24 protein-coding genes and 2 tRNA genes are annotated in these 20,184 nt (G+C 62.7%); 7 read left to right on the plus strand and 19 right to left on the minus strand.

The window, feature by feature from the left end; translation table 11 throughout:
• The first annotated feature begins 17 nt into the window (after positions 1–17).
• Complete coding sequence (locus IVB26_RS25365; RefSeq protein ID WP_247967894.1) at positions 18–1,049, plus strand: LLM class flavin-dependent oxidoreductase; 1,032 nt, start codon at positions 18–20, stop codon at positions 1,047–1,049.
• 241 nt (positions 1,050–1,290) lie between these two features.
• Here IVB26_RS25365 and IVB26_RS25370 read toward each other — a convergent pair.
• A tRNA-Tyr gene (locus tag IVB26_RS25370) sits at positions 1,291–1,376 on the minus strand.
• 206 nt (positions 1,377–1,582) lie between these two features.
• Here IVB26_RS25370 and rlmB point away from each other — a divergent pair.
• Positions 1,583–2,413, plus strand: coding sequence for a 23S rRNA (guanosine(2251)-2'-O)-methyltransferase RlmB (rlmB, locus tag IVB26_RS25375; protein WP_247967895.1), 831 nt, complete (start codon positions 1,583–1,585; stop codon positions 2,411–2,413).
• A 78-nt stretch (positions 2,414–2,491) separates the two neighbouring features.
• Here rlmB and IVB26_RS25380 read toward each other — a convergent pair whose 3' ends face one another.
• Positions 2,492–2,971 (minus strand): hypothetical protein, encoded by a 480-nt coding sequence (locus tag IVB26_RS25380; protein ID WP_247967896.1) that lies wholly within the window; start codon positions 2,969–2,971, stop codon positions 2,492–2,494.
• Positions 2,972–3,014: 43 nt separating this feature from the next.
• Complete coding sequence (locus tag IVB26_RS25385) at positions 3,015–3,497, minus strand: hypothetical protein (protein WP_247967897.1); 483 nt, start codon at positions 3,495–3,497, stop codon at positions 3,015–3,017.
• A gap of 283 nt (positions 3,498–3,780) precedes the next feature.
• Between IVB26_RS25385 and IVB26_RS25390 the strand changes: the two genes are divergently transcribed.
• Complete coding sequence (locus tag IVB26_RS25390) at positions 3,781–4,275, plus strand: hypothetical protein (protein ID WP_247967898.1); 495 nt, start codon at positions 3,781–3,783, stop codon at positions 4,273–4,275.
• Positions 4,276–4,441: 166 nt separating this feature from the next.
• Positions 4,442–4,516, plus strand: a tRNA-Thr gene (locus IVB26_RS25395).
• 153 nt (positions 4,517–4,669) lie between these two features.
• Here IVB26_RS25395 and IVB26_RS25400 read toward each other — a convergent pair.
• From IVB26_RS25400 to IVB26_RS25455, 12 genes are all read right to left on the minus strand, one after another.
• A complete protein-coding gene (locus IVB26_RS25400) occupies positions 4,670–5,317 on the minus strand; it encodes a glutathione S-transferase family protein (protein ID WP_247973271.1) in 648 nt (215 codons plus the stop codon).
• Complete coding sequence (locus tag IVB26_RS25405; protein WP_247967899.1) at positions 5,317–6,057, minus strand: SDR family NAD(P)-dependent oxidoreductase; 741 nt, start codon at positions 6,055–6,057, stop codon at positions 5,317–5,319. The genes IVB26_RS25400 and IVB26_RS25405 overlap by 1 nt, the downstream gene beginning before the upstream one ends.
• A 37-nt stretch (positions 6,058–6,094) precedes the next feature.
• The gene (locus IVB26_RS25410) at positions 6,095–7,294 is read right to left on the minus strand and encodes a CaiB/BaiF CoA transferase family protein (RefSeq protein ID WP_247967900.1); all 1,200 of its coding nucleotides are present in this window, start codon (positions 7,292–7,294) and stop codon (positions 6,095–6,097) included.
• A 42-nt stretch (positions 7,295–7,336) separates the two neighbouring features.
• Positions 7,337–7,969: an ABC transporter ATP-binding protein gene (locus IVB26_RS25415; RefSeq protein ID WP_246922116.1), complete on the minus strand. Its 633-nt coding sequence runs from the start codon at positions 7,967–7,969 to the stop codon at positions 7,337–7,339.
• A gap of 61 nt (positions 7,970–8,030) precedes the next feature.
• Positions 8,031–8,777, minus strand: a complete 747-nt coding sequence (locus IVB26_RS25420) for an ABC transporter ATP-binding protein (RefSeq protein WP_247967901.1) — start codon at positions 8,775–8,777, stop codon at positions 8,031–8,033.
• Positions 8,774–9,778: a branched-chain amino acid ABC transporter permease gene (locus IVB26_RS25425; protein ID WP_247967902.1), complete on the minus strand. Its 1,005-nt coding sequence runs from the start codon at positions 9,776–9,778 to the stop codon at positions 8,774–8,776. Before IVB26_RS25425 ends, IVB26_RS25420 begins: the two co-directional genes overlap by 4 nt.
• A complete protein-coding gene (locus IVB26_RS25430; protein ID WP_247967903.1) occupies positions 9,775–10,608 on the minus strand; it encodes a branched-chain amino acid ABC transporter permease in 834 nt (277 codons plus the stop codon). The genes IVB26_RS25425 and IVB26_RS25430 overlap by 4 nt, the downstream gene beginning before the upstream one ends.
• Before the next feature lie 99 nt (positions 10,609–10,707).
• Positions 10,708–11,847, minus strand: a complete 1,140-nt coding sequence (locus IVB26_RS25435; protein WP_247967904.1) for an ABC transporter substrate-binding protein — start codon at positions 11,845–11,847, stop codon at positions 10,708–10,710.
• Between the two features lie 270 nt (positions 11,848–12,117).
• Entirely contained in the window at positions 12,118–12,987 is an 870-nt protein-coding gene (locus tag IVB26_RS25440) for an AraC family transcriptional regulator (protein ID WP_247967905.1), read from the minus strand.
• A gap of 144 nt (positions 12,988–13,131) precedes the next feature.
• The gene (locus IVB26_RS25445) at positions 13,132–13,545 is read right to left on the minus strand and encodes a GFA family protein (protein ID WP_247967906.1); all 414 of its coding nucleotides are present in this window, start codon (positions 13,543–13,545) and stop codon (positions 13,132–13,134) included.
• Positions 13,546–13,748: 203 nt separating this feature from the next.
• A complete protein-coding gene (locus tag IVB26_RS25450; protein ID WP_247967907.1) occupies positions 13,749–15,581 on the minus strand; it encodes an outer membrane protein assembly factor BamB family protein in 1,833 nt (610 codons plus the stop codon).
• Positions 15,582–15,673: 92 nt separating this feature from the next.
• Positions 15,674–16,387 carry a class I SAM-dependent methyltransferase gene (locus IVB26_RS25455; RefSeq protein ID WP_247973272.1) on the minus strand — a complete coding sequence of 238 codons (714 nt, stop codon included), beginning with the start codon at positions 16,385–16,387 and terminating at the stop codon, positions 15,674–15,676.
• Positions 16,388–16,768: 381 nt separating this feature from the next.
• Here IVB26_RS25455 and IVB26_RS25460 point away from each other — a divergent pair, with 381 nt between their 5' ends.
• Positions 16,769–16,972 (plus strand): hypothetical protein, encoded by a 204-nt coding sequence (locus IVB26_RS25460; RefSeq protein WP_247967908.1) that lies wholly within the window; start codon positions 16,769–16,771, stop codon positions 16,970–16,972.
• A gap of 3 nt (positions 16,973–16,975) precedes the next feature.
• Here the strand turns inward: IVB26_RS25460 and IVB26_RS43035 are convergent, their stop codons facing one another.
• Positions 16,976–17,101 carry a hypothetical protein gene (locus IVB26_RS43035; protein WP_256468857.1) on the minus strand — a complete coding sequence of 42 codons (126 nt, stop codon included), beginning with the start codon at positions 17,099–17,101 and terminating at the stop codon, positions 16,976–16,978.
• Positions 17,102–17,240: 139 nt separating this feature from the next.
• Here IVB26_RS43035 and IVB26_RS25465 point away from each other — a divergent pair, with 139 nt between their 5' ends.
• Positions 17,241–17,600 (plus strand): hypothetical protein, encoded by a 360-nt coding sequence (locus tag IVB26_RS25465; RefSeq protein ID WP_247973273.1) that lies wholly within the window; start codon positions 17,241–17,243, stop codon positions 17,598–17,600.
• Positions 17,601–17,903: 303 nt separating this feature from the next.
• Positions 17,904–18,158: a hypothetical protein gene (locus IVB26_RS25470; RefSeq protein ID WP_247967909.1), complete on the plus strand. Its 255-nt coding sequence runs from the start codon at positions 17,904–17,906 to the stop codon at positions 18,156–18,158.
• A 27-nt stretch (positions 18,159–18,185) separates the two neighbouring features.
• Here IVB26_RS25470 and IVB26_RS25475 read toward each other — a convergent pair whose 3' ends face one another.
• The 3 genes from IVB26_RS25475 to IVB26_RS25485 all read right to left on the minus strand — a co-directional run bounded on the left by IVB26_RS25475 (position 18,186) and on the right by IVB26_RS25485 (position 20,110).
• A complete protein-coding gene (locus IVB26_RS25475) occupies positions 18,186–18,428 on the minus strand; it encodes a DUF6719 family protein (RefSeq protein ID WP_247967910.1) in 243 nt (80 codons plus the stop codon).
• 253 nt (positions 18,429–18,681) lie between these two features.
• Entirely contained in the window at positions 18,682–19,389 is a 708-nt protein-coding gene (locus IVB26_RS25480; protein WP_247967911.1) for an outer membrane protein, read from the minus strand.
• Positions 19,390–19,675: 286 nt separating this feature from the next.
• Positions 19,676–20,110, minus strand: a complete 435-nt coding sequence (locus tag IVB26_RS25485) for a hypothetical protein (RefSeq protein WP_247967912.1) — start codon at positions 20,108–20,110, stop codon at positions 19,676–19,678.
• Between the last annotated feature and the right edge of the window lie 74 nt (positions 20,111–20,184).

Genomic DNA, 20,184 nt, shown 5'->3' on the forward strand with positions numbered 1-20,184 from the left:
CCGCAGAGACCTCATCAATGACCGCTCCGCTCGAATTCGGCCTGGATACCTTTGGCGACGTCACCAGGGACGCCTCAGGCGCGATACTTCCGCATGCGCAGGTGATCCGCAACGTCGTCGACGAAGCCGTGCTGGCCGACGAGCTCGGCCTCGACTTCATCGGCCTCGGCGAGCATCACCGATCTGATTTCGCGATCTCCTCGCCGGAGACCGTGCTCGCTGCGATCGCATCGCGGACCAAGCGCATCCATCTCGGCTCGGCCGTGACGGTGCTGAGCTCGGACGATCCGATCCGCGTGTTCCAGCGCTTTGCCACGCTCGATGCGCTGTCGAACGGACGCGCCGAGGTGATCCTCGGCCGCGGCTCGTTCACCGAATCCTTTCCGCTGTTCGGCTTCGACCTGCGCAAATACGAAGAGCTGTTCGAGGAGAAGCTCGATCTCTTCGCGGCACTCTTGTCGCAGCAGCCGGTGACCTGGGAAGGCAAGCTGCGTCCGCCGCTGCGGGACCAGCTGGTCTATCCGCCGGTCGAGAACGGCCGGCTTAAAACCTGGATCGGCGTCGGCGGCAGCCCGCAATCGGTGGTGCGCGCCGCGCATTACGACTTGCCCCTGATGCTCGCGATCATCGGCGGCGATCCCGCGCGCTTTGCGCCCTTCGTCGATCTCCATCACCGCGCCGCCAAGGAATTCGGTCGCCCGGCGCAGCCGATCGGCGTGCACTCGCCCGGCTATATCGCTGAGACGGACGCAGAGGCGCGCGAGCAGCTGTGGCCCGACTACAAGGCGATGCGCGATCGCATCGGCAAGGAGCGCGGCTGGCCGCCAATGGGCCGCGACGAATTCGTCAACGAAGCCGAGCACGGTTCGCTCTATGCCGGCTCGCCGGAGACCGTCGCGCGCAAGATCGCGAAGACGGCGAAGGCGCTCGGGATCTCGCGGTTCCAGTTGAAGTATTCGGCGGGTCCCCTGCCGCACGAGAAGCTGATGAAGAGCATCGAGCTTTATGGGCGGAAGGTGGTGCCGATGGTGCGGGAGATGATGGGGTGAGCTACGATTGAACCAGTCCGCCTACGCCCTGCGGACTACGGAGTGACAGCCTTCGCTCACTTCGCGCCACGGGCATTTGTGCTGGCTTGCCTAGCCGTAGCTCGCGAAGCGATGGGGTGACTCACGTCTAGAACCAGTCCGCCTACGCCCTGCGGGCTACGGCGTGACAGCCTTCGCTCACTTCGCGCCACGGACATTTGTGCTGGCTTGCCTAGCCGTAGCTCGCGAAGCGAGCGAAGGCTGGTGGGGGAGGCAGGACTCGAACCTGCGAAGCCATGAGGCGGCTGATTTACAGTCAGCTCCCTTTGCCACTCGGGACACTCCCCCGCTCGACGGCAGCACAATCGGGCCGGACCTTGCCGGCGACCGAAAACGGCCATGGAACGTGAAGGCCGCGACAGCCCGGATGGGGGCGCGACCGGGCGCGTTTATGGGCGATGCGGTGGGGCAAAGTCAACCGAGGCGAACAGCTAAAATCGCCCCTGAAGCCAGCCAAATTGCCATATTCCGGGACCCGTGACACAAGCGAGCCCATGAAGGATCGAAAATTCACCCCCAGGGGTCCCCGCGGCGGGGCTAAGCCCTTCAACAGGCCCGGGAAATCGGCAGGCCGGCCGGCCCGGCGCGACCGTGATTCGCACCCCGACGGGCCTGTCATCCTCTATGGCTGGCACACCGTCACCATGGCGCTGGCCAATCCGGAGCGACGGATCCGCAAGCTGACGCTGACCGAGAACGCCGCGAAGCGGCTTGCGGACGAAAATATCGAGACCCGCGTCACCCCCGAGATCGTCCGGCCCCAGGAGATCGACCGCCTGCTGTCGCCCGATGCCGTGCACCAGGGCCTGCTCGCCGAGGCCGATCCCCTGCCCTCCCCTGATATCGAAACCCTGAAGCAGGACGGCATGGTGCTGGTGCTCGATCAGATCACAGACCCCCATAATGTCGGCGCCATCCTGCGCTCGGCGGCCGCCTTCGCGGTCAAGGCGATCGTCACCACCGCGCGCCACAGTCCGGAAGCGACCGGCGTGCTGGCGAAGGCCGCCTCCGGGGCGCTGGAACTCGTGCCGATGGTGACCGTACAAAACCTCGCGCGTGCGCTCACCACGCTGAACGAACTCGGCTTCCAGACCGTCGGCCTCGACAGCGAAGGCAGCGAGGACCTCTCGGACGTCGCACTGCGCGAGCCGCTCGCGCTCGTGCTCGGCGCCGAAGGAAAAGGCCTGAGGCAATTGACCCGCGAGACCTGCAGCGTCGTGGCGCGGCTCGACATGCCCGGCGAGATCAAGAGCCTCAACGTCTCGAACGCCGCCGTGCTCTCGCTCTATGTCGGCGCGAGCCGGCTGGGGCTGATGAAGCGGTAGCGGCTTCGCTTCACATCAAAAAACAAAGCGCCCGTCCGCATCGCGGACGAGCGCTTCGCTAACTCAACCGATCAGAGATCAGTAGTAACGACGCAGCACGCGGTGGCCGCCGTAGTACGGCGCGTGGCGGTGGGCGTAGCCGTAGCGCGGACCGTAGCCGTAATGCGTACGCGGCAGATAGCCGTAGCGCGGGCCGTAGCCATAGCGGTACGGACGGTAGTGCGGGCGGTGATAGGGAGCCACGGCGGCGCGATAGCCATAACCGTAATTGGCGGGCGCGACGACCGCGTCTTCACGGTAGGTCGGATACGGCGCGAACGCGCCCGGGCCGGTGTAGGTCGGGCCCTGGTTGACGTAATAATACTGCGTGGTCGGCTCGGCGAGACGCTCATAGGCGCCATAGCCGGCACCATAACCGTAGCCGCCGCAACCGGTGTTGCAGCCGGAATAGACCGGCGCAACCGGCTGGCATGGGTTGAAGCCGCAGGCCGCGGCCGGCGCGGTCGCGGCAAACATCACGGCAGCCGCCGCGACCAGTCCGGAAATCATCTGACGCATTACTCTCTCCTGTTGAATTTTGTTTGTTGGATTTTGACGTTTCTTAACCCGGCGGTCTGCCGGGTATCTCTGTGTGCGGCCGCGGTCGCGGTGGCCGCGGACGATCGTTGATCTCAGGGGCGAGGATCACCGGCGGCGGATCGACCGGCACATCCATCTGCGGCGGCAGCGGCGCCGATTGCGCGCCCCAGCTCTGGTGATAGCTCTCGGCGGGCTTGGGCAATTTGCGGTTCGCGGGCGGGTCGACCTCGAGCCGGCCGTAGCCGGGCCGCAGGCCAAGCGTCGGATAATAATGGCCGACGTCTTCGGGTTGCCGCTCGGCGATATAGCGCCCGCCATAGATCGTGGGCTGCACCTGCTGGTTCTTGCCCAGGCCCCAGACACCCTCGACCACGGTATAGGACGCATCGATGTTGTTGATGATGATCGGCACGCCGGGACGGCCGGGCACGACGACATCGAAGCCGCCGGCAAATGCCGTCGCAGGCAATCCGATCAGAAAGGCGGCGAGCGCCACAGCACGCATGAGGGGACCCCGGTTATGCGGCGGCAACCTAACCGAACACCGCGCACAGAGGGTTAAGGCCCGCTCACCAACTTCCGGTAAGCCTAATGTGTAAGGATTGCGCGCCGCTCAAATGCTGCAAAACGAGCTAGCAAAGCGTTAACGCCGCATCGCGCCGCCGCACGGAACCGCGCCGCGCGCTCACATCCGTTTGACCATTCGCTCGCGAAAATCCACCGGTTTCACCGGAACGTCCGGCGCCTTCGGCATTTAGCCCCCGTCAACAAAACGGGAGCCAACAACCATGAACATCAAGCTTCTCGGGGCCACGGCGATTGCGGCGACCATGCTGGCTGGCTCTGCCATGGCGCAGGCCGTCGTCACCAATCCCGGCCGCTGCTCGGCGCAATTCCCCAACGCCAACTGCCAGAACCTCGGCCCAGGAAACCCGTACACCGATAGCGGCTATCGCCATAGCCGCGCATCCTATCGTCAGACCAATTCCTATCGTCAGGCCAATGGCGATTGGAATAACGACTGGAACAGGAGCCGCACCGGCTTCTGGCCGACCGACGTCGCGGCCGGCGTAGCCGGCGCCGCGATCGGCACCGCCGGCGCGATCGCCTCCGCACCGTTCCGCGCCTGGGACAATTCCTATGCCTACGACAATTCGTGGGACAACCGCGGTTGGGACAATCGCGGCTGGGATACCCGCACCTACGCGCAGCGTAACGGCTTCGTCTGTACGCCCGGCACCTGGTTCAAGGGCGCGGACGGCCGTCGGCACATCTGCCAGTAAGCGGCCCACCTCGAATGCGACACGTCAGGCGGCCCCAGGGCCGCCTGATTCATGTCTTGCGGCGGGAAGCGCGGGTTCTGGACTTTCCGATCAAGTCTGGTATTGCGACGCGCACGGATAGACAGCTCCCGGTAACCTGCCGGGGACCTGCCCCTGTTCCAGCGTCGCCGGCTTAGCTCAGCGGTAGAGCAGCGGTTTTGTAAACCGAAGGTCGGGGGTTCAATCCCCTCAGCCGGCACCAGTGCTTACGACGGCTTACCGCAAAATGTAGCCCGGCTGTTTCCGCGCAATTCGTTTACGCGCTTTGGGGATACAAGGAGCTACATTTCAGGCGGCGACGCTTTTCGGATTACGGCCCTCGAAGATCGATTGCCCGACGATTTCCCTTCTCGCCCTAGATCTCCGCGGTATTTGCCCTCTCCCCTCTCCGATATCCCTCACGCGAGGTGACGCGCTCAAGATAGGGAACGGCACTGTCGCAGATGCCGACGCCGTATTCGTTCGCCCATGTCAGGCAGGTCGTCAGCAATATGTCGGCCGTGGTGAACTGGTTTCCCATGAGGTATTGACGGCCGTCGGACAGGGCAACATCGACATGGCGGAGTTGCGCGCGAAAATACTCAGCCGCCTTGGTCACCACCTCAGGAGCTTCGCCGTAGATATGCGCCAGCCCCTTGATGGTGCCGTGCCGCCTCATGACATACAGGCTCGCTGAATCCAGCTCGGTTACGATGAAGAAGCACCACTCAAGCCACTTGGCGTAAAGCTTCGGGCAATTCGGAACGAGGTCGCCATCGGACGTCCGGTGCTTGTTGGCGAGATAGGCTACGATCGCTGCGCTTTCTCCAATGGTCAGGTCTCCGTCCTGCAAAAGCGGAATCTTCTGGCGCGGATTCAGCGCCGTATATTCCACCGTCTTGGTCTCTCCCGATCGCGGAAGGATCGGACGCGACATGTACGGAAGATCGAGCTCATGAAGCGCCCAATGCGCCCGAATGGTGCGTGACGTGCCGACACCCCACAGGATAAGACCGTCCGTCATCACCACCTCTCCACCGATGGACGCAGATCGAGTTCGTGAGTCCAGCCGTCTCTGGATTGTTGGTGAGCAAACCAGTACGCTTCGGCGATGGACGTCGTTTTGGTTAGGCTATCGGGTGGAATTTCGCTGGCGCTGATTCCAGTTGCCGCCTTCATGCGCTGATGGATGGCTTCGCTATCAACGCCCGCGTCGATCAAAAGATGGACGACATGAATGTTCTTCGGTCCAAGCTCACGGGCCATCGCTTGGGCGACGGCCCGCAAGCCGAACTTCGCCGCCGAAAATGCTGCAAAGCCCTTTCCGCCCCGAACGCTAGCGGTTGCGCCGGTGAAAAGCATCGTACCCCGTCCACGTGTGGACATGTGCTTCGCCGCCTCACGGCCCACGAGAAAGCCTGCGTAGCAAGCAAGTTCCCAGGCCTTGAAAAACAGCTTCTCCGTTGTCTCCAGCAATGGCTTGTTCACGTTTGATCCAGCGTTGAAGAGACAAACTTCGATCGGACCGACATCTCTCTCGACATCCGCGAACAGTTTCTGAACTTCCTCTTCCTTGCGCGCATCGACGCTGTAAGCGCGGACATCGTGTCCCTCCGCCTTCATCGAATCGACAAGCCCCTGCGACTTGGCAGCATCGCGCCGCGCGACACAGACAGAGTAACCGCCCTTTGCGAATCTCCGCGCCACGGCAGCGCCTATGGCATCGCCTGCGCCAACAAGAAGTGCGACTTTCATTCTTTCCATCACTGTTCAATCTCCAGAAACCGAACCGCTCGTCTCGTCACCCGGCAGCCCTGACCGCCTTGCCAGCAATCATGGCGTCGATCGCGACGTCGCTGTAGCCGAGGTCGCGCAGTACGACGCGCGAGTGTTCACCTACCCGTGGCGCCGGACCACCGATGACGGCCTTGTTGACCTCGAAGATGGCCGCAGGCTTCGGCTGCCGCACCCGCCCCACCGTCGGCTGGTCGAACTCCTCGATCAGGCCGCGCGCCACAACCTGTTCGTTCTGGACGATCTCGCCGCGGCGCAAGATCGGCGAACACGGCACGTCGTTCTCGTCGAGCCGCTTCAGCCACTCAGCCGTGGTGTGCTTTGCGATGTATTCCTGCATCTTGTTGATGCGCGCGGTGGCGTTTACAAAGCGCGCCCCCGGTGTGGCAAACCGCTCGTCCTCGGCCAGCTTCGGATCGCCCGACGCCTTGCAGAAGCCCTGCCATTCCGAGTCCGAGATCGTGCCGCAGGTGATATAGCCGTCGAGCGTCTTGAACACGAGGTCCGGACGGTCGTTGGGGTCGGTGGTTGTGGCCTCGGCGCCGACCACCGTGTATTGCATCATGCCCTCCGGCCACAGATACGAGATCATGGCGTCCAGCATCGCGACCTGGATGTGGTCGCCCTGCCCGGTCTTCTCGCGGGCATACAGCGCCGACGACACCGCCTGCGCCGTGAACACCGAAGTTGTTTTGTCGCAAACGATGGTGCGGATCATCTGCGGGCGATTGGTCACCGGCTGCGACTGGATGTCGGCAAAACCGGACAGCGCCTGGACGATCGGATCATAGACGCGCTTCTTGACATACGGCCCGCTGTCGCCGACTCCGCTGATCGAGACATAAATCAGCCGCGGATACTTCTTGCGCAGCTGCTCGTGGCCGAGCCCGAGGCGCTCCATCGTGCCGGGACGGAAGTTCTGCACCAGCACGTCCGCCTGCGCGGCGAGCTTGGCCAGCACCTCACGGCCCGTCTCGCTTTTGATATCGATCGAAAGGGAGCGCTTGCCGCGATTGCACGATACGAACAGCGCCGAGAATTCACCGGCCGTGTCAATCAGCGTCCGGCTCCGGCGGGTGCCGTCGCCGCTGGTCGGCTCGATCTTGAGCACATCCGCGCCCTGATCGGCCAGAAACATCGTCGCATATGGACCCGACACCACCGCCGTCAGATCCAGGACGCGCACTCCACTCAAAGGCCCTGGCATGTCTTCACTTCCTCCGTTGATGCTTCGTCTTCAGCTTCAATGTCACACGCTCAAATACGTGCGCCTGATATCGTCGTTTGCGATCAGCGATTGCGTGTCGCCGGCGAATTGAACCCGCCCCTGGCTGAGCACGTAGACATGATCAGCCAGCTGGGTCGCGAGGTGATAGTTCTGCTCCACCAGCAGAATGGGCGTTCCGGATGCCTTGATGTCCTTGAACACGGCCTCGAGCTTCTCGATGATCACCGGCGCCAGGCCCTCGCTGGGTTCATCGAGAATCATCAGATCAGGCCCAGCCACCAGCGCCCGCCCAATGGCCAGCATTTGCTGCTCGCCGCCGGACAGTTGCCCGCCGAGACTCTTGCGCCGTTCGGCGAGGCGGGGAAAGATTTCGAACACATACTCCATGGGCTTACGCCGGGGCCGGTGCTTCGACGCGCCATAGGCAATGGCAAGATGCTCTTCGACAGTCACGGTCGGGAAGATGCCGCGATCCTCCGGCACGAAAGCAATGCCGGATTTCACGATCCGATGTGTCGGCAGCCGTGTGATATCGATTCCATTGAAGACGACGCGGCCACGCCGCGCCGGCGTCAGCCCCAATATCGAGCGCAGCGTCGTCGTCTTGCCAGCCCCGTTGCGGCCGAGCACCGCCACGCACTGCGCGCCGGCCACGGAGAGATCAACGCCTTGCAGGATATGGCTTTCGCCATAGTAGGTGTGAAGATGCTCGACCTTAAGCATGGTGCTGCCCCAGATAAGCCTCGATCACCTGAGGATTGGACTGGATCTGGTCCTTCGTCCCTGTTGCGAGCACCCTGCCGTAACTCAGCACCGTGATGATGTCGCAGATCGCAAACACGACGTCCATGTCGTGTTCCACGAGCAGAATGGTCAACTCGGGCGACAAGCCGTTGATCAGCTTGATCAGACTGGCGCGCTCGTCAGGCGACGTTCCAGCCGCCGGCTCGTCCATCAGCAGGATCTTCGGCTCCGCACATAGTGCGATCGCGACTTCGAGTTGACGTTTCTGTCCATAGGACAGTTCGTTGACGTTCCGGTGCAGCACCGTGTCCAGATGCATCTGCTCGGCCGCGAAGTGCGCTTTTCGAACAACGTCGGCAAACGACCAGCAGGACCGGAACACGGAATGCCGCGACGCATCAAATGCCTGGCATGCAACGCGCAGGTTCTCGAGGACAGTGACACTCTCAAGCAGCATGTTCTTCTGAAAGGAGCGTGAAAGACCGCCTCGCGTGACGAGGTCGGGCCGACCCTGCTGCACCGGAATACCCTGAATGAGAATTTCACCGCTGGTCGGTGGCTGCCATCCCGTGATGATGTTGAACAGCGTGGTTTTGCCGGCGCCATTGGGACCGATCACAGCATGCCGCTGCCCTGACGGCACCTTCAGATCGAGGTCACTGATGACCTGTAGCCCACCGAAGGCCTTGCGCAGGTTCCTGATTTCGAGCGCGCTCATTGCCGTTTTCCGATCAGCGTGCTGATGGAGCCTAGAACGCCGCCACGGAAAAACGCAACCACAAGCATGAAGAAGATGCCGAAGAACAGATTGTACTCTTCGGTAATCATGCTCAGCGCCTGCTTGACCACGACGAAGACCGCGGCTCCCACAAACGGTCCGAGAATGACATTGGCGCCGCCGATGATGACCATCAGCACGCCCTCACCGCTCATCTGCCAGCTCATCGCATCGGGATTGACGAAGTAGGTGTACTGCGACTGAAGAATGCCCGCCACCGCGCAAATCACGGCAGCCAGCGCAAAGGATCCGATCTTGTAGTTGGCGACAGCATATCCCATCGACATCATGCGACGCTCGTTCTCACGGATGCCGACGAGAACGCTGCCGAACGGCGACGTTACGATCCGCCACAACATCAGCAGGGAGAGAACGGCGACAACAAGTACGTAGTAATAGAAGACGGTCGGGTTGTCCGCGCTCACACCGAGCAGCGACAGATCGGGACGCGGAATTCCCGTCATGCCGTCCGACCCGTTGGTCCAACGCAGCTTGATTGCCGCCCCATAGAACATTTGCGAGAATGCCAGTGTGATCAGGAGGAATTCAACGCCACGCGTCCGGGTACAAATCGCGCCAATTGCCGCCGCAATCGCGGCCACGACCACAAGCGTGACCGGGGCAGAGATCCACAGCGGCCACCCCAACAAGGCTGTTCCGATCGCGATGCCGTATCCACCAAACCCGAGAAACATCGCCTGCCCCAGGGATACGAGACCCGTGTATCCGGTCAGAAGATTGATGCCGGACGCAAATACTCCCGCGATCATGACCTCGACTGCCAGTGTCGTGACATAGCCAGATACGAACGACGGCAGCGCGCATAAGCCAACGGTAAAAAGCGCGAACAACGCAGCGTATGCGCGACGTGAAACGGGAGGCGCCAACCGCTTCAGCGCGCCAACTCCCTCTTCGCTCGAGAGGATGGCATCTGCGCTCATGCAACCCTCCCGACCGCGCCAAAAAGACCCTGCGGACGAAAGATCATCACGGCTATCAGAAGGATATAAATCGCAAACAGCTCGGCTTCCGGAAGGTAGGCCTGCGCGAACGTATCCGTCATGCCGACGATCAGCGAGGCGTAGAACGACCCCTTGAGATTGCCGAGGCCACCCACCACCACGACCACGAAAGTCGTGACGACAATTCCGATGCCCATGCTGGAATAGATGCTCATGACAGGGGCCGAGACGACCCCGGCAAATCCGGCAAGTGCGGAGCCGAACCCGAATACCAGCGCGAACAGGACATTGATGTTTATGCCGAGCGCCGTGACCATCTCGCGGTTGTCGACCCCGGCCCGCAGCGTGGCGCCGACCAGCGTGCGATCGATCACCAGGACGAGCGCGATGGCGATGGCAATGCCGACCGCGGTGATGAACAGGCGATAGATCGGGTACTCAATTCCCAGCAGGGCGACACGGCCCTTCAGGAGATCTGGCGTGACAATGCTGTGAAATGCCGATCCATAGATATATTCGACTGCCCCGGCCGTTGCGAACAGCAGGCCGAACGTCAGCAGCGCGAGATCGAGGTGCGTCGACCGACCGCGCTGAGCCAGGGGCTGCAGTACGAAGAACTGCAGGACGAAGCCGGCCGCGAACGGCAGCAGCGGACCTATCAGCAGCGCAAGCCAGAATGAACCTGTTTTGTTGGCGACAACCAACCCGAAATAGGCCCCCATCGTAAAGAAAGCGCCGTGAGCCAAATTGAGAATGTTCATCAACCCGAAGATCAGCGTCAGGCCGACGGCGAGAAGGAACACCAACATGCTCAGTTGCACGCCATTGAGAAGTTGAATCAGGAAAGGCTGCATGCTTCACCCAAATTCGAGGAAACGCGAGCTCCGCCGGGCGAAGTTCGGCTCGGATCAGAACGATTTCGTGCAGCCTGGCAGATCGCCAGCACCCGGAAACTGGTCCAGGGGCTTGCGCTGCATCTTGCCGTCGGGACCCTTGACGACCTCGACGACGTAGACCTTCTCGAGCAACGCGCTGTTCTGGGCATTGAATTTGATCTTTCCGCGCGGCGAATCGAAGGTCAGGTCTCGCATCGTCGCAATGAACTTCGCGCGGTCTTCCGGCATCTGGCCGTCGAGCTTTTGGAGGGTGAGCATGATCGCCTTGCCGTTGTCGTAGCCAAGTGCTGCGCTCACGTCGGGATCCTGCTTGTACTTCGCGTTATAGGCCTTCACGAATTTCTGATTCACCTCGGTTTCGATGCTAGGGTAGTGCGTGGCAACGTGCTGAGCATTGAGCGCCAGATCGCCGAGCGCGGGCCACAACGCCTCGTCATAAACCCAGTGATCGCCGATAAACGGAATCTTGGTTCGCAGACCGAAATCGGCGTGCTGCTTGACGACTTGGATTGCTTCCGCGCCTGCATAGAATGCGTAGATGATTTGGGCGCCGGAGTTGGCGGCCTGCGTCAAGGCGGCGCTGTAGTCCTTTGTCTTCTGGAACGGCGTCCAGATTTCCTCGATCACCTTTCCGCCATTGTCTTCAAAGCCGCGTTTGAACCCACCGATAAATGCGCGGCCCGCAGAGTAATCAGGCCCCATCGTCACGGCGGTCTTGACCCCCTTGCCCGCCCAGTACTTGCCGGAGGCGTATTCAAAGCCGTTGGCGCTGAACGACGTGCGCGCTATGTATGGACTGCAAAACTTACCGGTGATCTCGTCCGCAAAGGCGTTCACGAACACCGTCGGCATCTTGTTCTTGTCGGCAAGTTCCGAGATTGCAATCGCGACATTCGAGCCGACGACACCGGCAACCAGGTCGACCTTGTCCGACTGAACGAACTTGTTGAATTTCTGAACGCCCACGCTGGGCGTCAATTCGTCATCTGCGCGGACAATCTCAATGGGCCGACCGTTACTCTTGTTGCCGAACTCTTCCAATGCGATTTGAAAGCCGCGATCAATGCTTTCCGCCGGAACCGCATAGACGCCCTTGTACGGCAGCATCAGGCCGATCTTGATGGCGCCCTTCTCCTGCGCGTGCGTCGGCACGGCGGCCGATGCCGCGAGACCGATCGCTCCGGCGAAACCAATGAGCGCATATCCCTTGAAAGAAATTGTCATTCCGCTCTCCCTTGTGCCGGGTGGTTACGCCCGGAAACTCCCGCTTGAGCCACGGCCAGGCGGCTGTGGTCTGCGTGGATTTTTATGGGAGAGTGTTAGATGGCGAAGCTGATCCTGACTTGCAGGATAGCGCCACCGCTTCCGGAAAAGCGCCATTTAGTCCCGGAAGCGGACGGCGCATTCAGAGCGGGGCATTGCCTATGACAGGTAACGCCGACGGAACGAGGAGGGAGTGATGCCGGCCGCCTTCTTGAAACTTGTCGAGAAATGCTGGGCGTCATTGAAACCGACCGCAAGGGCCACATCGACAATACTGTCGTCCGTTTCTGACAGCCGTCGCTTTGCCTCGTCGATCCGAAGCGAAAGAACGTAATTGTACGGCGTCACGCCGACGCTTTCCTGAAATGCGCGCAGGAAGTGCCGCTTGCTCAACCCGGCGATTTCGGAAAGTTCTGCGAGAGATATCGGCTGGGTAAGGTTCTCGCGCACATACTCCTCGACACACCGTAGGCTTCGGCCCGGCAGACCACCGCGCACCTTGATGGATGGCTGCTGACTTCGGTCGCTGATGCGAGAAATGTGAGCCAGCGCCTGGATCGACCACCCCTCCGCCATGAGGCTGAAGACATTGTCAGGCGAGGCCGCTTCGCGGCAAAGTTCGGCGAGGCCACGCGTCAATCCATCGTGCTCGAAAGCAATTGTGCAGTTCGTGATCGCGTGCTGCAGGCGTTCGCCCACGAAAGATGGATTCAGAAACACCACGGTGTAGTCGAGGGTTGGTCCGACGTTCCACTCACCTTCGATCTCGATTGCGGCAGGAAAGATTGCGAGCTTCGATTTTCCCGGGAATCGGCGCTCGACCGGACGCCCGTCAATCGTCGCTCTCAGACGTTCGGTCCCCTTGCCGAACCAGAACAATGACAGCTCAGGCTGGCGAAAATGCCAATGCATGCGCCCGACCGTCTCCCTGCGAAGAACTTCGATCCGCATGCTCGGCGTATCGGTGATGATGGATGACACGAGATCGCCGCCAACCAGCCGAACGTAGTTGTCACCGATGGTTTCCATCCCAAACCCTTATTCGAGAGTGAGTTCCGATATAGAATGCACAGAATGGAAGGAAATGCGAGGCCCTTTCATGGTGCACCGCAGTATGGTCCTTTCGGACTCTTCCCAAGCGCAACAGAGCAGCATGAGTTCGACGCTCAGGTCTCAGTTCGCAGGCTTTGGCGCGCTGCCTTGATGGAAGTGATCGGCGCCTGATATCTCCACCCAGCCATGCCTTGACTGCTCAAACACCGATCTGATCGGCGCCGGAAAGTCCGGATCCGCGAGGGCGCCAACGGCAACGCCGATCATCCCGGGCAGATTGTCGGCCTGCCAATAGACCGTTGAGCCGCAGTCAGGACAAAAATAGCTGCGGACGTTGCCGCCGCTTGCAGCTGTCCGAACGTAGGGCTTCGGCGTCCCTGAGATTGTAACGGCCTCAACCGGATAGAAGGCACCGACGCCGAACGGCGCGCCGGTTCGTCGCTGACAGTCTAGGCAATGACAGGCAACGACGAGCCGCGATGGCCCCGGAAGCGACAGCGCAAGAGCACCGCAGCTGCATCTGGCATCGATCATCGAATTTACTCTCCCTTGACGGCCCGATGGAGTTGAAGAGGCAATGCTGTCGCTCACCCTCCGTCATTGCGAGCGCAGCGAAGCAATCCAGACTGCTTCCGCGGAAAGACTCTGGATTGCTTCGCTGCGCTCGCAATGACGAGGAGGCAGCGGTGCTCGCCTCAAAGACGCGTGGCAGCGCGCCCCGCACGCGGCGGCGACACTCATTCCGTCGCCACCTCGAACGCCAGCAGCACGTTGCCGGCGACGCCGCTCCATTGGCCGTAGCCGGAATTGGTGTAGAGCATGCCGCCGGCGATGACGGGCCCGGGGCCGTCGATCGCGCCACCACGGGCGGGAACCCCGTTCACGGCCTTGAAATCCCGCGCGGTGTCGAACTCCCACAACAGCTTTCCGTCCGTGGCGTAGGCACGCAGAAAACCGCTGACGCCGCCGGAGAACACGACGCCCGGGATCAGGCTCACCGCCGCAGAGAGCGCGGGGCTGCATTGCGGACGGTCGCCGCAGTCAACCGGCGGCACTTCCATCGCAATCTTGCCGCTGGCGAGGTCGAGACCGAACAGGCCGCCACCTTGTGTGGGATCGAGTTGCCGGGTGCCGTCGCGCGTAAAGCGCAGGTCGGAATTGGCGACATAGATGCGGTCTCCGTCCGCGGCCGAGCCCCATTCGCTGCCGCCGAGCGGACCGCCCTTACCGATCCGGGTCTGCCACAGGATCTTGCCGCCATCGTCGGGGTCGAGCGCGTGCACGACGCCGGATTTCTGCGCGATGGCGAGCACGCGCCGGCCGTCGCGCAAGGCCACGAGGATCGGCGACTGCCCGAAATCGTGATCGGGCCCGTGCTCGTCGGGACAATTGGTCTTGTCTGCAGTGAAGCAGGCGACGACAAAGGCGTCGTTGGGCGTGGCCTGCTGCTTCCAGAGCAGCTTTCCGGTCGCAAGCTCGAAAGCGAGGATCGCATCGGCCGTCGCGGCCGGCGGGTTCGAGTAGGAATTGCTCGTCGCCACATAGACGGCATTGCGCTTTGCATCGATCGTCGGCGCCGACCAGATCGCAGCACCGGACGGACCGAAGAGCTGCGTGCCCTTGGCATTCTTGCCGGTCGGATGCGGCACTTCCGGAATCGTATACGCCTGCCAGATCGTCTTGCCAGTGGCGGCGTCCAGCGCCACCACGCTGCCGCGGAAGGTGCAGCATTCGTAAGAGGCTTGCGAGCCGGCGGCCTCCTCGATCGAGGACACCGGCACGTAGAGCATGCCGGAATGCAGCACCTGCGCGCCGGTAATGCGCGCGGCCGCATGCTCCTCCACCTTCGTCTTCCAGATCAGCGCGCCGGTCAGCGCGTTCACGGCATAGGCGTTGGCGCGCAAATCTCCGAAGAAGATCGCGAACTGATCGGAGCCCGGAAGCTGTGCAAAGCTGATCGCGGCGCGCACCGCCGCATCAAGCGCCAACGTCCACAGCGTGCAGCCGCTTCGCGCGTCGAGCGCGTGCACCTTCCGATCAGTGCCGCCGACGAACAGCATGCCGCCGACGATGGTGGGCGGCGCAAAGGATACCGAGGCGCCGGGAAAGGCATAGGCCCATTTCAGCCGCAGGCGCGGCACCTGTTCCGCGGTCAGCCCCGCCATGTCGGCTGGCTGGAAGCGGCTGTTGCCGGCATCAACGCCCCATCCGTTCCAGCGCGGACCGTCGAGGGCCTGCGGAAAGCCGCTCACCTGCTGCGCGCAGCGGCCGTCCGCGTCGGCTGCAATTACGCCAGTCGCCATCTTGCCTGTGACGAAGGAAGCGATCGCGCGGCGTTCCGCGTCGCTGCGGTCTTTCGCCATCGCCGCCATGCCGCCCGAGGTCAGCGCCGTCAGCACATGATCGAACGACATCGCCTGCATGGCGCCGCGGCTCGGTACGCGGCTCTGGGCATCGCCATCGTGGCACTGGGCGCAATGCGTGGTGTAGAGCGCGGCGCCGTCCTGCTGGGCCAGTGCCGGCGCGCTGCACCAGGCCAACATCGCGGCGAAGACAGCACGTGCTCGCATGGTGGGCTCCGGCAGGTCACCGCGATACGGGTCGCCACACAAGTCTATCGCCGGGGCGATCACGGACGCAATGGACGTTACGCCCGCAGCGCTCACACGTCCGTGGCCGTGCGGGCGCGATCCGGCAACTCGTCCAGCCGCCACAGCCCGAGGCTCTTGTCGCGCCAGCCGCCAACGCCCTCCTCGCAGCGCTCGTCGATCAACGCGCGCGGCGCCGGCCAATTGAACGGCGCCTTGGTCATGTCGAGCGCGCGCCAGTCGCCATCCTCGCAATCGCGGTTGTCCTCCCACTCCGGAAACGTCGTGACGAGCAGGAATTGCGCGCCGCTCTCGCGAAAGCGCGCAATGACGCGGGCGATGTTGTGAAAACTCAGATGCACCAGGCAGTCCCGGCACAGGATCAGATCGGCCCGCGGCAGCGCATCGCGCGTGATATCGGCGACCAGGAATCGGCCGGCCAATTCGCCGCCCGCCACACGCCGGTTGTTGGTCTCGATCAGCGACGGCACAATGTCGATGCCGATGTAGTCGAGATCGAGCTTGATGCGTCCGATCCAGCCCGCATCGCCGCAGGGCGCATCGAGCAGCGAGCGCGCGCCGAGCCGTTGCAGCAAGGGCGGAAGCGCCTCCCGGATCGCAGCCGTGGCAGTCTCCTCCGAGCCAAGGCCCGACACCGAGCTGGCAGCGCCCCAAAGGTTGGTCCGCTCGATCCGCTCGAACCGCGCGGCGAGATCGAGGCCCGCGAAATTGTCGCGGTCGGCGAGGAAACGCTCGTGGGCGAGCACGGGTGGACGGTTGGCGATCATCGGACGGGACGCGAGTCGATATTCCGGCGCGGGCAAACTATACAGCGCGCGCGTCACATCCGAAATCGCCTGCTCCAGCGTCACGCGGTTCTTCAAGACAAGACTCGCCGCCTGACCGGGGCGCGGACGTCACGAGCTGGACCTGAGCTCAGCATGAGCTAACATGCCGTCCAATGCGCTCCACCACGGCCAAAGAGAAAGCCAGGATCGCCGCCGGTGCGGTGACGGCCGTCGTGATGACGGCCGTGCTGTTCGCCATCGCAATGGGATTTCTGCTGGCGCAATAGACGGCATCGGCGCCCCGAAAACAGAACCGGATCGGAACCAAGGACGTGCGTTGTTCGTTCTCAATCCATGCGCATCCGGGAAGAAAACCGAAACATGTTTCTGCTGGCGACGGTGACACTGTGCTGTGGCGCCTTGGCCGGCACCTTGGCGCTGTTCGACCCCGTACGTGAACCAGTTCTTGGGTCCGCGCCGGAGAAGCCGGCCGCCGAGAGGATGGCGATCGACGCTACCGCTCAGACACCGGTTCGGGTGGTCGGCGCGCCGTTCGAACTCAACGTCAACCCGCGCCAGCGATAGCGCTCACCTCGGCGATGCCTCCGTGCCCTCCTCGGGCCGGCCATGGGCACGCGCCAATTCCTCCACGAACGCGATCACCTCCGCCCGCTTCTCGGGCGGCAGCGACAGGAACGCGCGGATGAGCCTCAAGCCCTCCGCTTCGTCCACCCGTTCGTCTTCGGCATCCATCCGCCTAATGTCGGGCGACCGGGAAAAATATGCAATCCCCCTGCAAACGACCTTGATTCGACGCAGCCGCTTTGCTGGAATGGGACGGCTGAGGTGGACCATGAAGTGGATCACGGAGCGCGACGCACTGATCGCGCAGACAATGGCCTTTGTCCAATCGGTGACCGGCAAGAAGGATGACGTCCTTCGGCCGGACGCGCCGTCGGATTCTCCGGCGGCAACCGTCGCGGTCGAGGCCGTCATAGTCGAGATCAAGCCGTCCCAGCCCCCGCCGCAGCCCATCCAGCTTTCGCCGCCGCGGGCGAGCAGTGATTTCCGCGCCGAAATGCAGGCCCGCATCGCCAATTTCCGCAAGCATCAGGAGCGGTTCGAGCGCGAGCGCGAGGAATATTGTGCCGAAACCCTGACCAAATTGCGCGCCGCCATTCACGACGCCCCCGGCCCACTGGCCAAAAAATAGGCGCCCTCCCGTCAAGGGGGCCTACAGCCAGGACCACACCAGCCAAAGATTGGCCGCGCAGGCGCCGAATAGCGCCAGCGTCAGCGGCAGGAGCATGTGCCCGCAGGAGGTCTTCAGGTCGCTCGTCATGGCGGAAAACATCCGCTGATTCCGCCAAACGAGTCCCAGGGATTCTTTTTTTCGCGATTCAGGACTCGTTAAGGACTCAGGACCCGGCAGCTTCGATCACGGCCTCGTGATCGCCTGTAGTCCGGAACCCGGCGGCGGATGAGGTCGTTAACGCGCTTTCCGGGAGCGGGAAGAATGCCCTACGCCTTGTTTTGCAACGACGCCCAGATCAGCAAGGCCTATCCCAGCGAATCCGACGTCTGGAAGCTTGCGCACCGGAGCGGCCTGGTCGTGGACGTCAGCGCCGACGAGAACCGCCCAGGGCCGCGCCGGGTGCTCGACAATGAGTACGAGATCAAGCCCTGCCGGGTCGCCCAGGGCGAGGACCCCGCCAAGAACAAGGCTGAGGCCGAGCGCCAGTCCAGGATGGAGCTTGAGCTGAATTCGTGAGGTTCTGCCGGCGGAAGCGCAAAACGGTCAGGGCGTTGCGGCTGCCAGCGAGGCCTGCTCGCCAGCCAGCACCACGCAGGCCTTGCGGCGATGCAGCCCGCGGATGGCACCGGTGACCTTCAGCACCTTGCCCGACGGACAGGACGCGTCCTTGACGAAAGCCACCTCGTAAGGTGCCAGCATCAAAGGCTCGGATTTGAGGATTGTCTGTGCAGAGCACGGCAGGCAGGCGAAGCACGAGAGCACCACTGCCGACACCAAGATACGCATGTCCGTCGTCCCACCAGCCCGGTAATTCTCTATAACGCGTTCCGGAGCGCGAGTTCCGTAAGCGGCAAAAATTATTTTTGCTTTACCCAAATCCCATGACGCGCGTGAGAAGGCGCGCGCTAGACTGTTTGCTTGCAAATGACGCGCCAGATGGTTCACGCATTGCAAACACGGGCTGGCGAAGGGGGGCCGGCGGGCAAACGAAAGGCCGGCAGAGCCGGCCTTTGTCAGAACGTGATCTCGCGGGAAACGGTCAGTAGCGCGAGGCTGTCGGACCGCCCCAGCCGAAGCGGTAGTTCACACCGGCCTTGACGGTATGCTCGTCCTCCCGGCCGCGGACGCCGACAATGTCGGCCGGACCGGAGGTGAAGGTGGTGCTGCCGAAATTATAGTACTGGTACTCGGCCTTGGCCGACCAGTTCGGCGCGAACATGTATTCGAGGCCGGCGCCGACGGTGTAGCCGTCCTTGTTGTTGCCGGTGGCGGTGAAGGTCTGCGGCACGCCGGCGACATTGACGCCCAGGCCGCCATTGCGCCAGGCGTAACCGCCCTTGGCGTAGAGCAGCGTCGGACCCCAGGTGTAGCCGATGCGGCCGGTCACCGACCCGAGCTGGTCGGTGTTGGAGGTCACCTGCGTGCCCAGCGGGAACGTCGCACCGTTGTTGTTGGTCGGCAGCCAGGAATACTGGGCCTCGATACCCACCACCCAGTTGGGCGCGAACTGGTAGTCGAAGCCACCCTGCACGCCGCCCAGGAAGCGGGCGTCGCTGGACTGGAAGCTGCTGTCGCCGGCAAACGCGCCGCCGACATGGCCGCCGATGTAGAAGCCGGTCCAGTTATAGATCACCTGCGGCGGCGTATAGGCCGGCGCCTTGGTATAAGGGCGCGGCTGCATGTCGGCTGCTGCGGCCGATCCGGCCAGCGCGAGCAGAGCGACTGCGCCCAGCAAAATCGATTTCATGGTCATCCCCATTCTTTCATCTACGACACTCAGGAAACAACGTGGCGTGAATTGGGTTGCTTCGCGGCGATGCCGGAACGTTGATCGTTCGCTACTGTGACGGGGTGGCAACAATTCGATTTTGTTCCGTCCCGCCGCCCTGCGCCGACTGTTTCTGTCGCCTGCGCAAGGCCTGCCGTAACGATTTGTCGCAAGCCAAAACCACCCGTTCAAAGCTCGCCGAAATGTGATCCAGCAGCTCCGGCAATCGTCGTTCTAACACTAGGCGATGAAGACGAGCCTTGTGCTACCGCGTCATCTTTTCCAGTTCCGGAAAGGGAGCGTAAACCGCGCCGGCACAGAGCTCGCTGGTCCGGTCGACGACGCGGTCCGCTCGCCCGTTGACGAAGATCACCGCGCGCTCCCGCATGGCCTTGTAGCTGCCATCGCTCTCGCGCGGGGTGAAATGCAGACAGCTCACATAGAACTGCCGGCCGCCGACCTCGCGCTGGACCGGGTCGGCCATGCTGGCCTCGCGCACGCCGACGGGGTTGTTCAGATAAGTGCGCATCAGGGCCAGCGTGTCGCTGCGGAAATTGTCGGGAAAGGGCTGCGGCCCTCCGGCCTGCGTGCCACCGATGATGGTCGGACGGTCACCATCGCTCCCGAAACAGGCCGCAAGCGCCAGCGGCAAGGCCAGGATCAATGCCAGGCGCACCGTACGTTTCGCCAATCGCCCCACAGGTCACGCTCTCCGCTCGATCAGACTCGGCAGACGTTCTAGCCTCTGGGTTGCGCAAAGGGAATTCGCGTCCG

Source organism: Bradyrhizobium sp. 195, assembly GCF_023101665.1.
Taxonomy (GTDB): Bacteria; Pseudomonadota; Alphaproteobacteria; order Rhizobiales; family Xanthobacteraceae; genus Bradyrhizobium.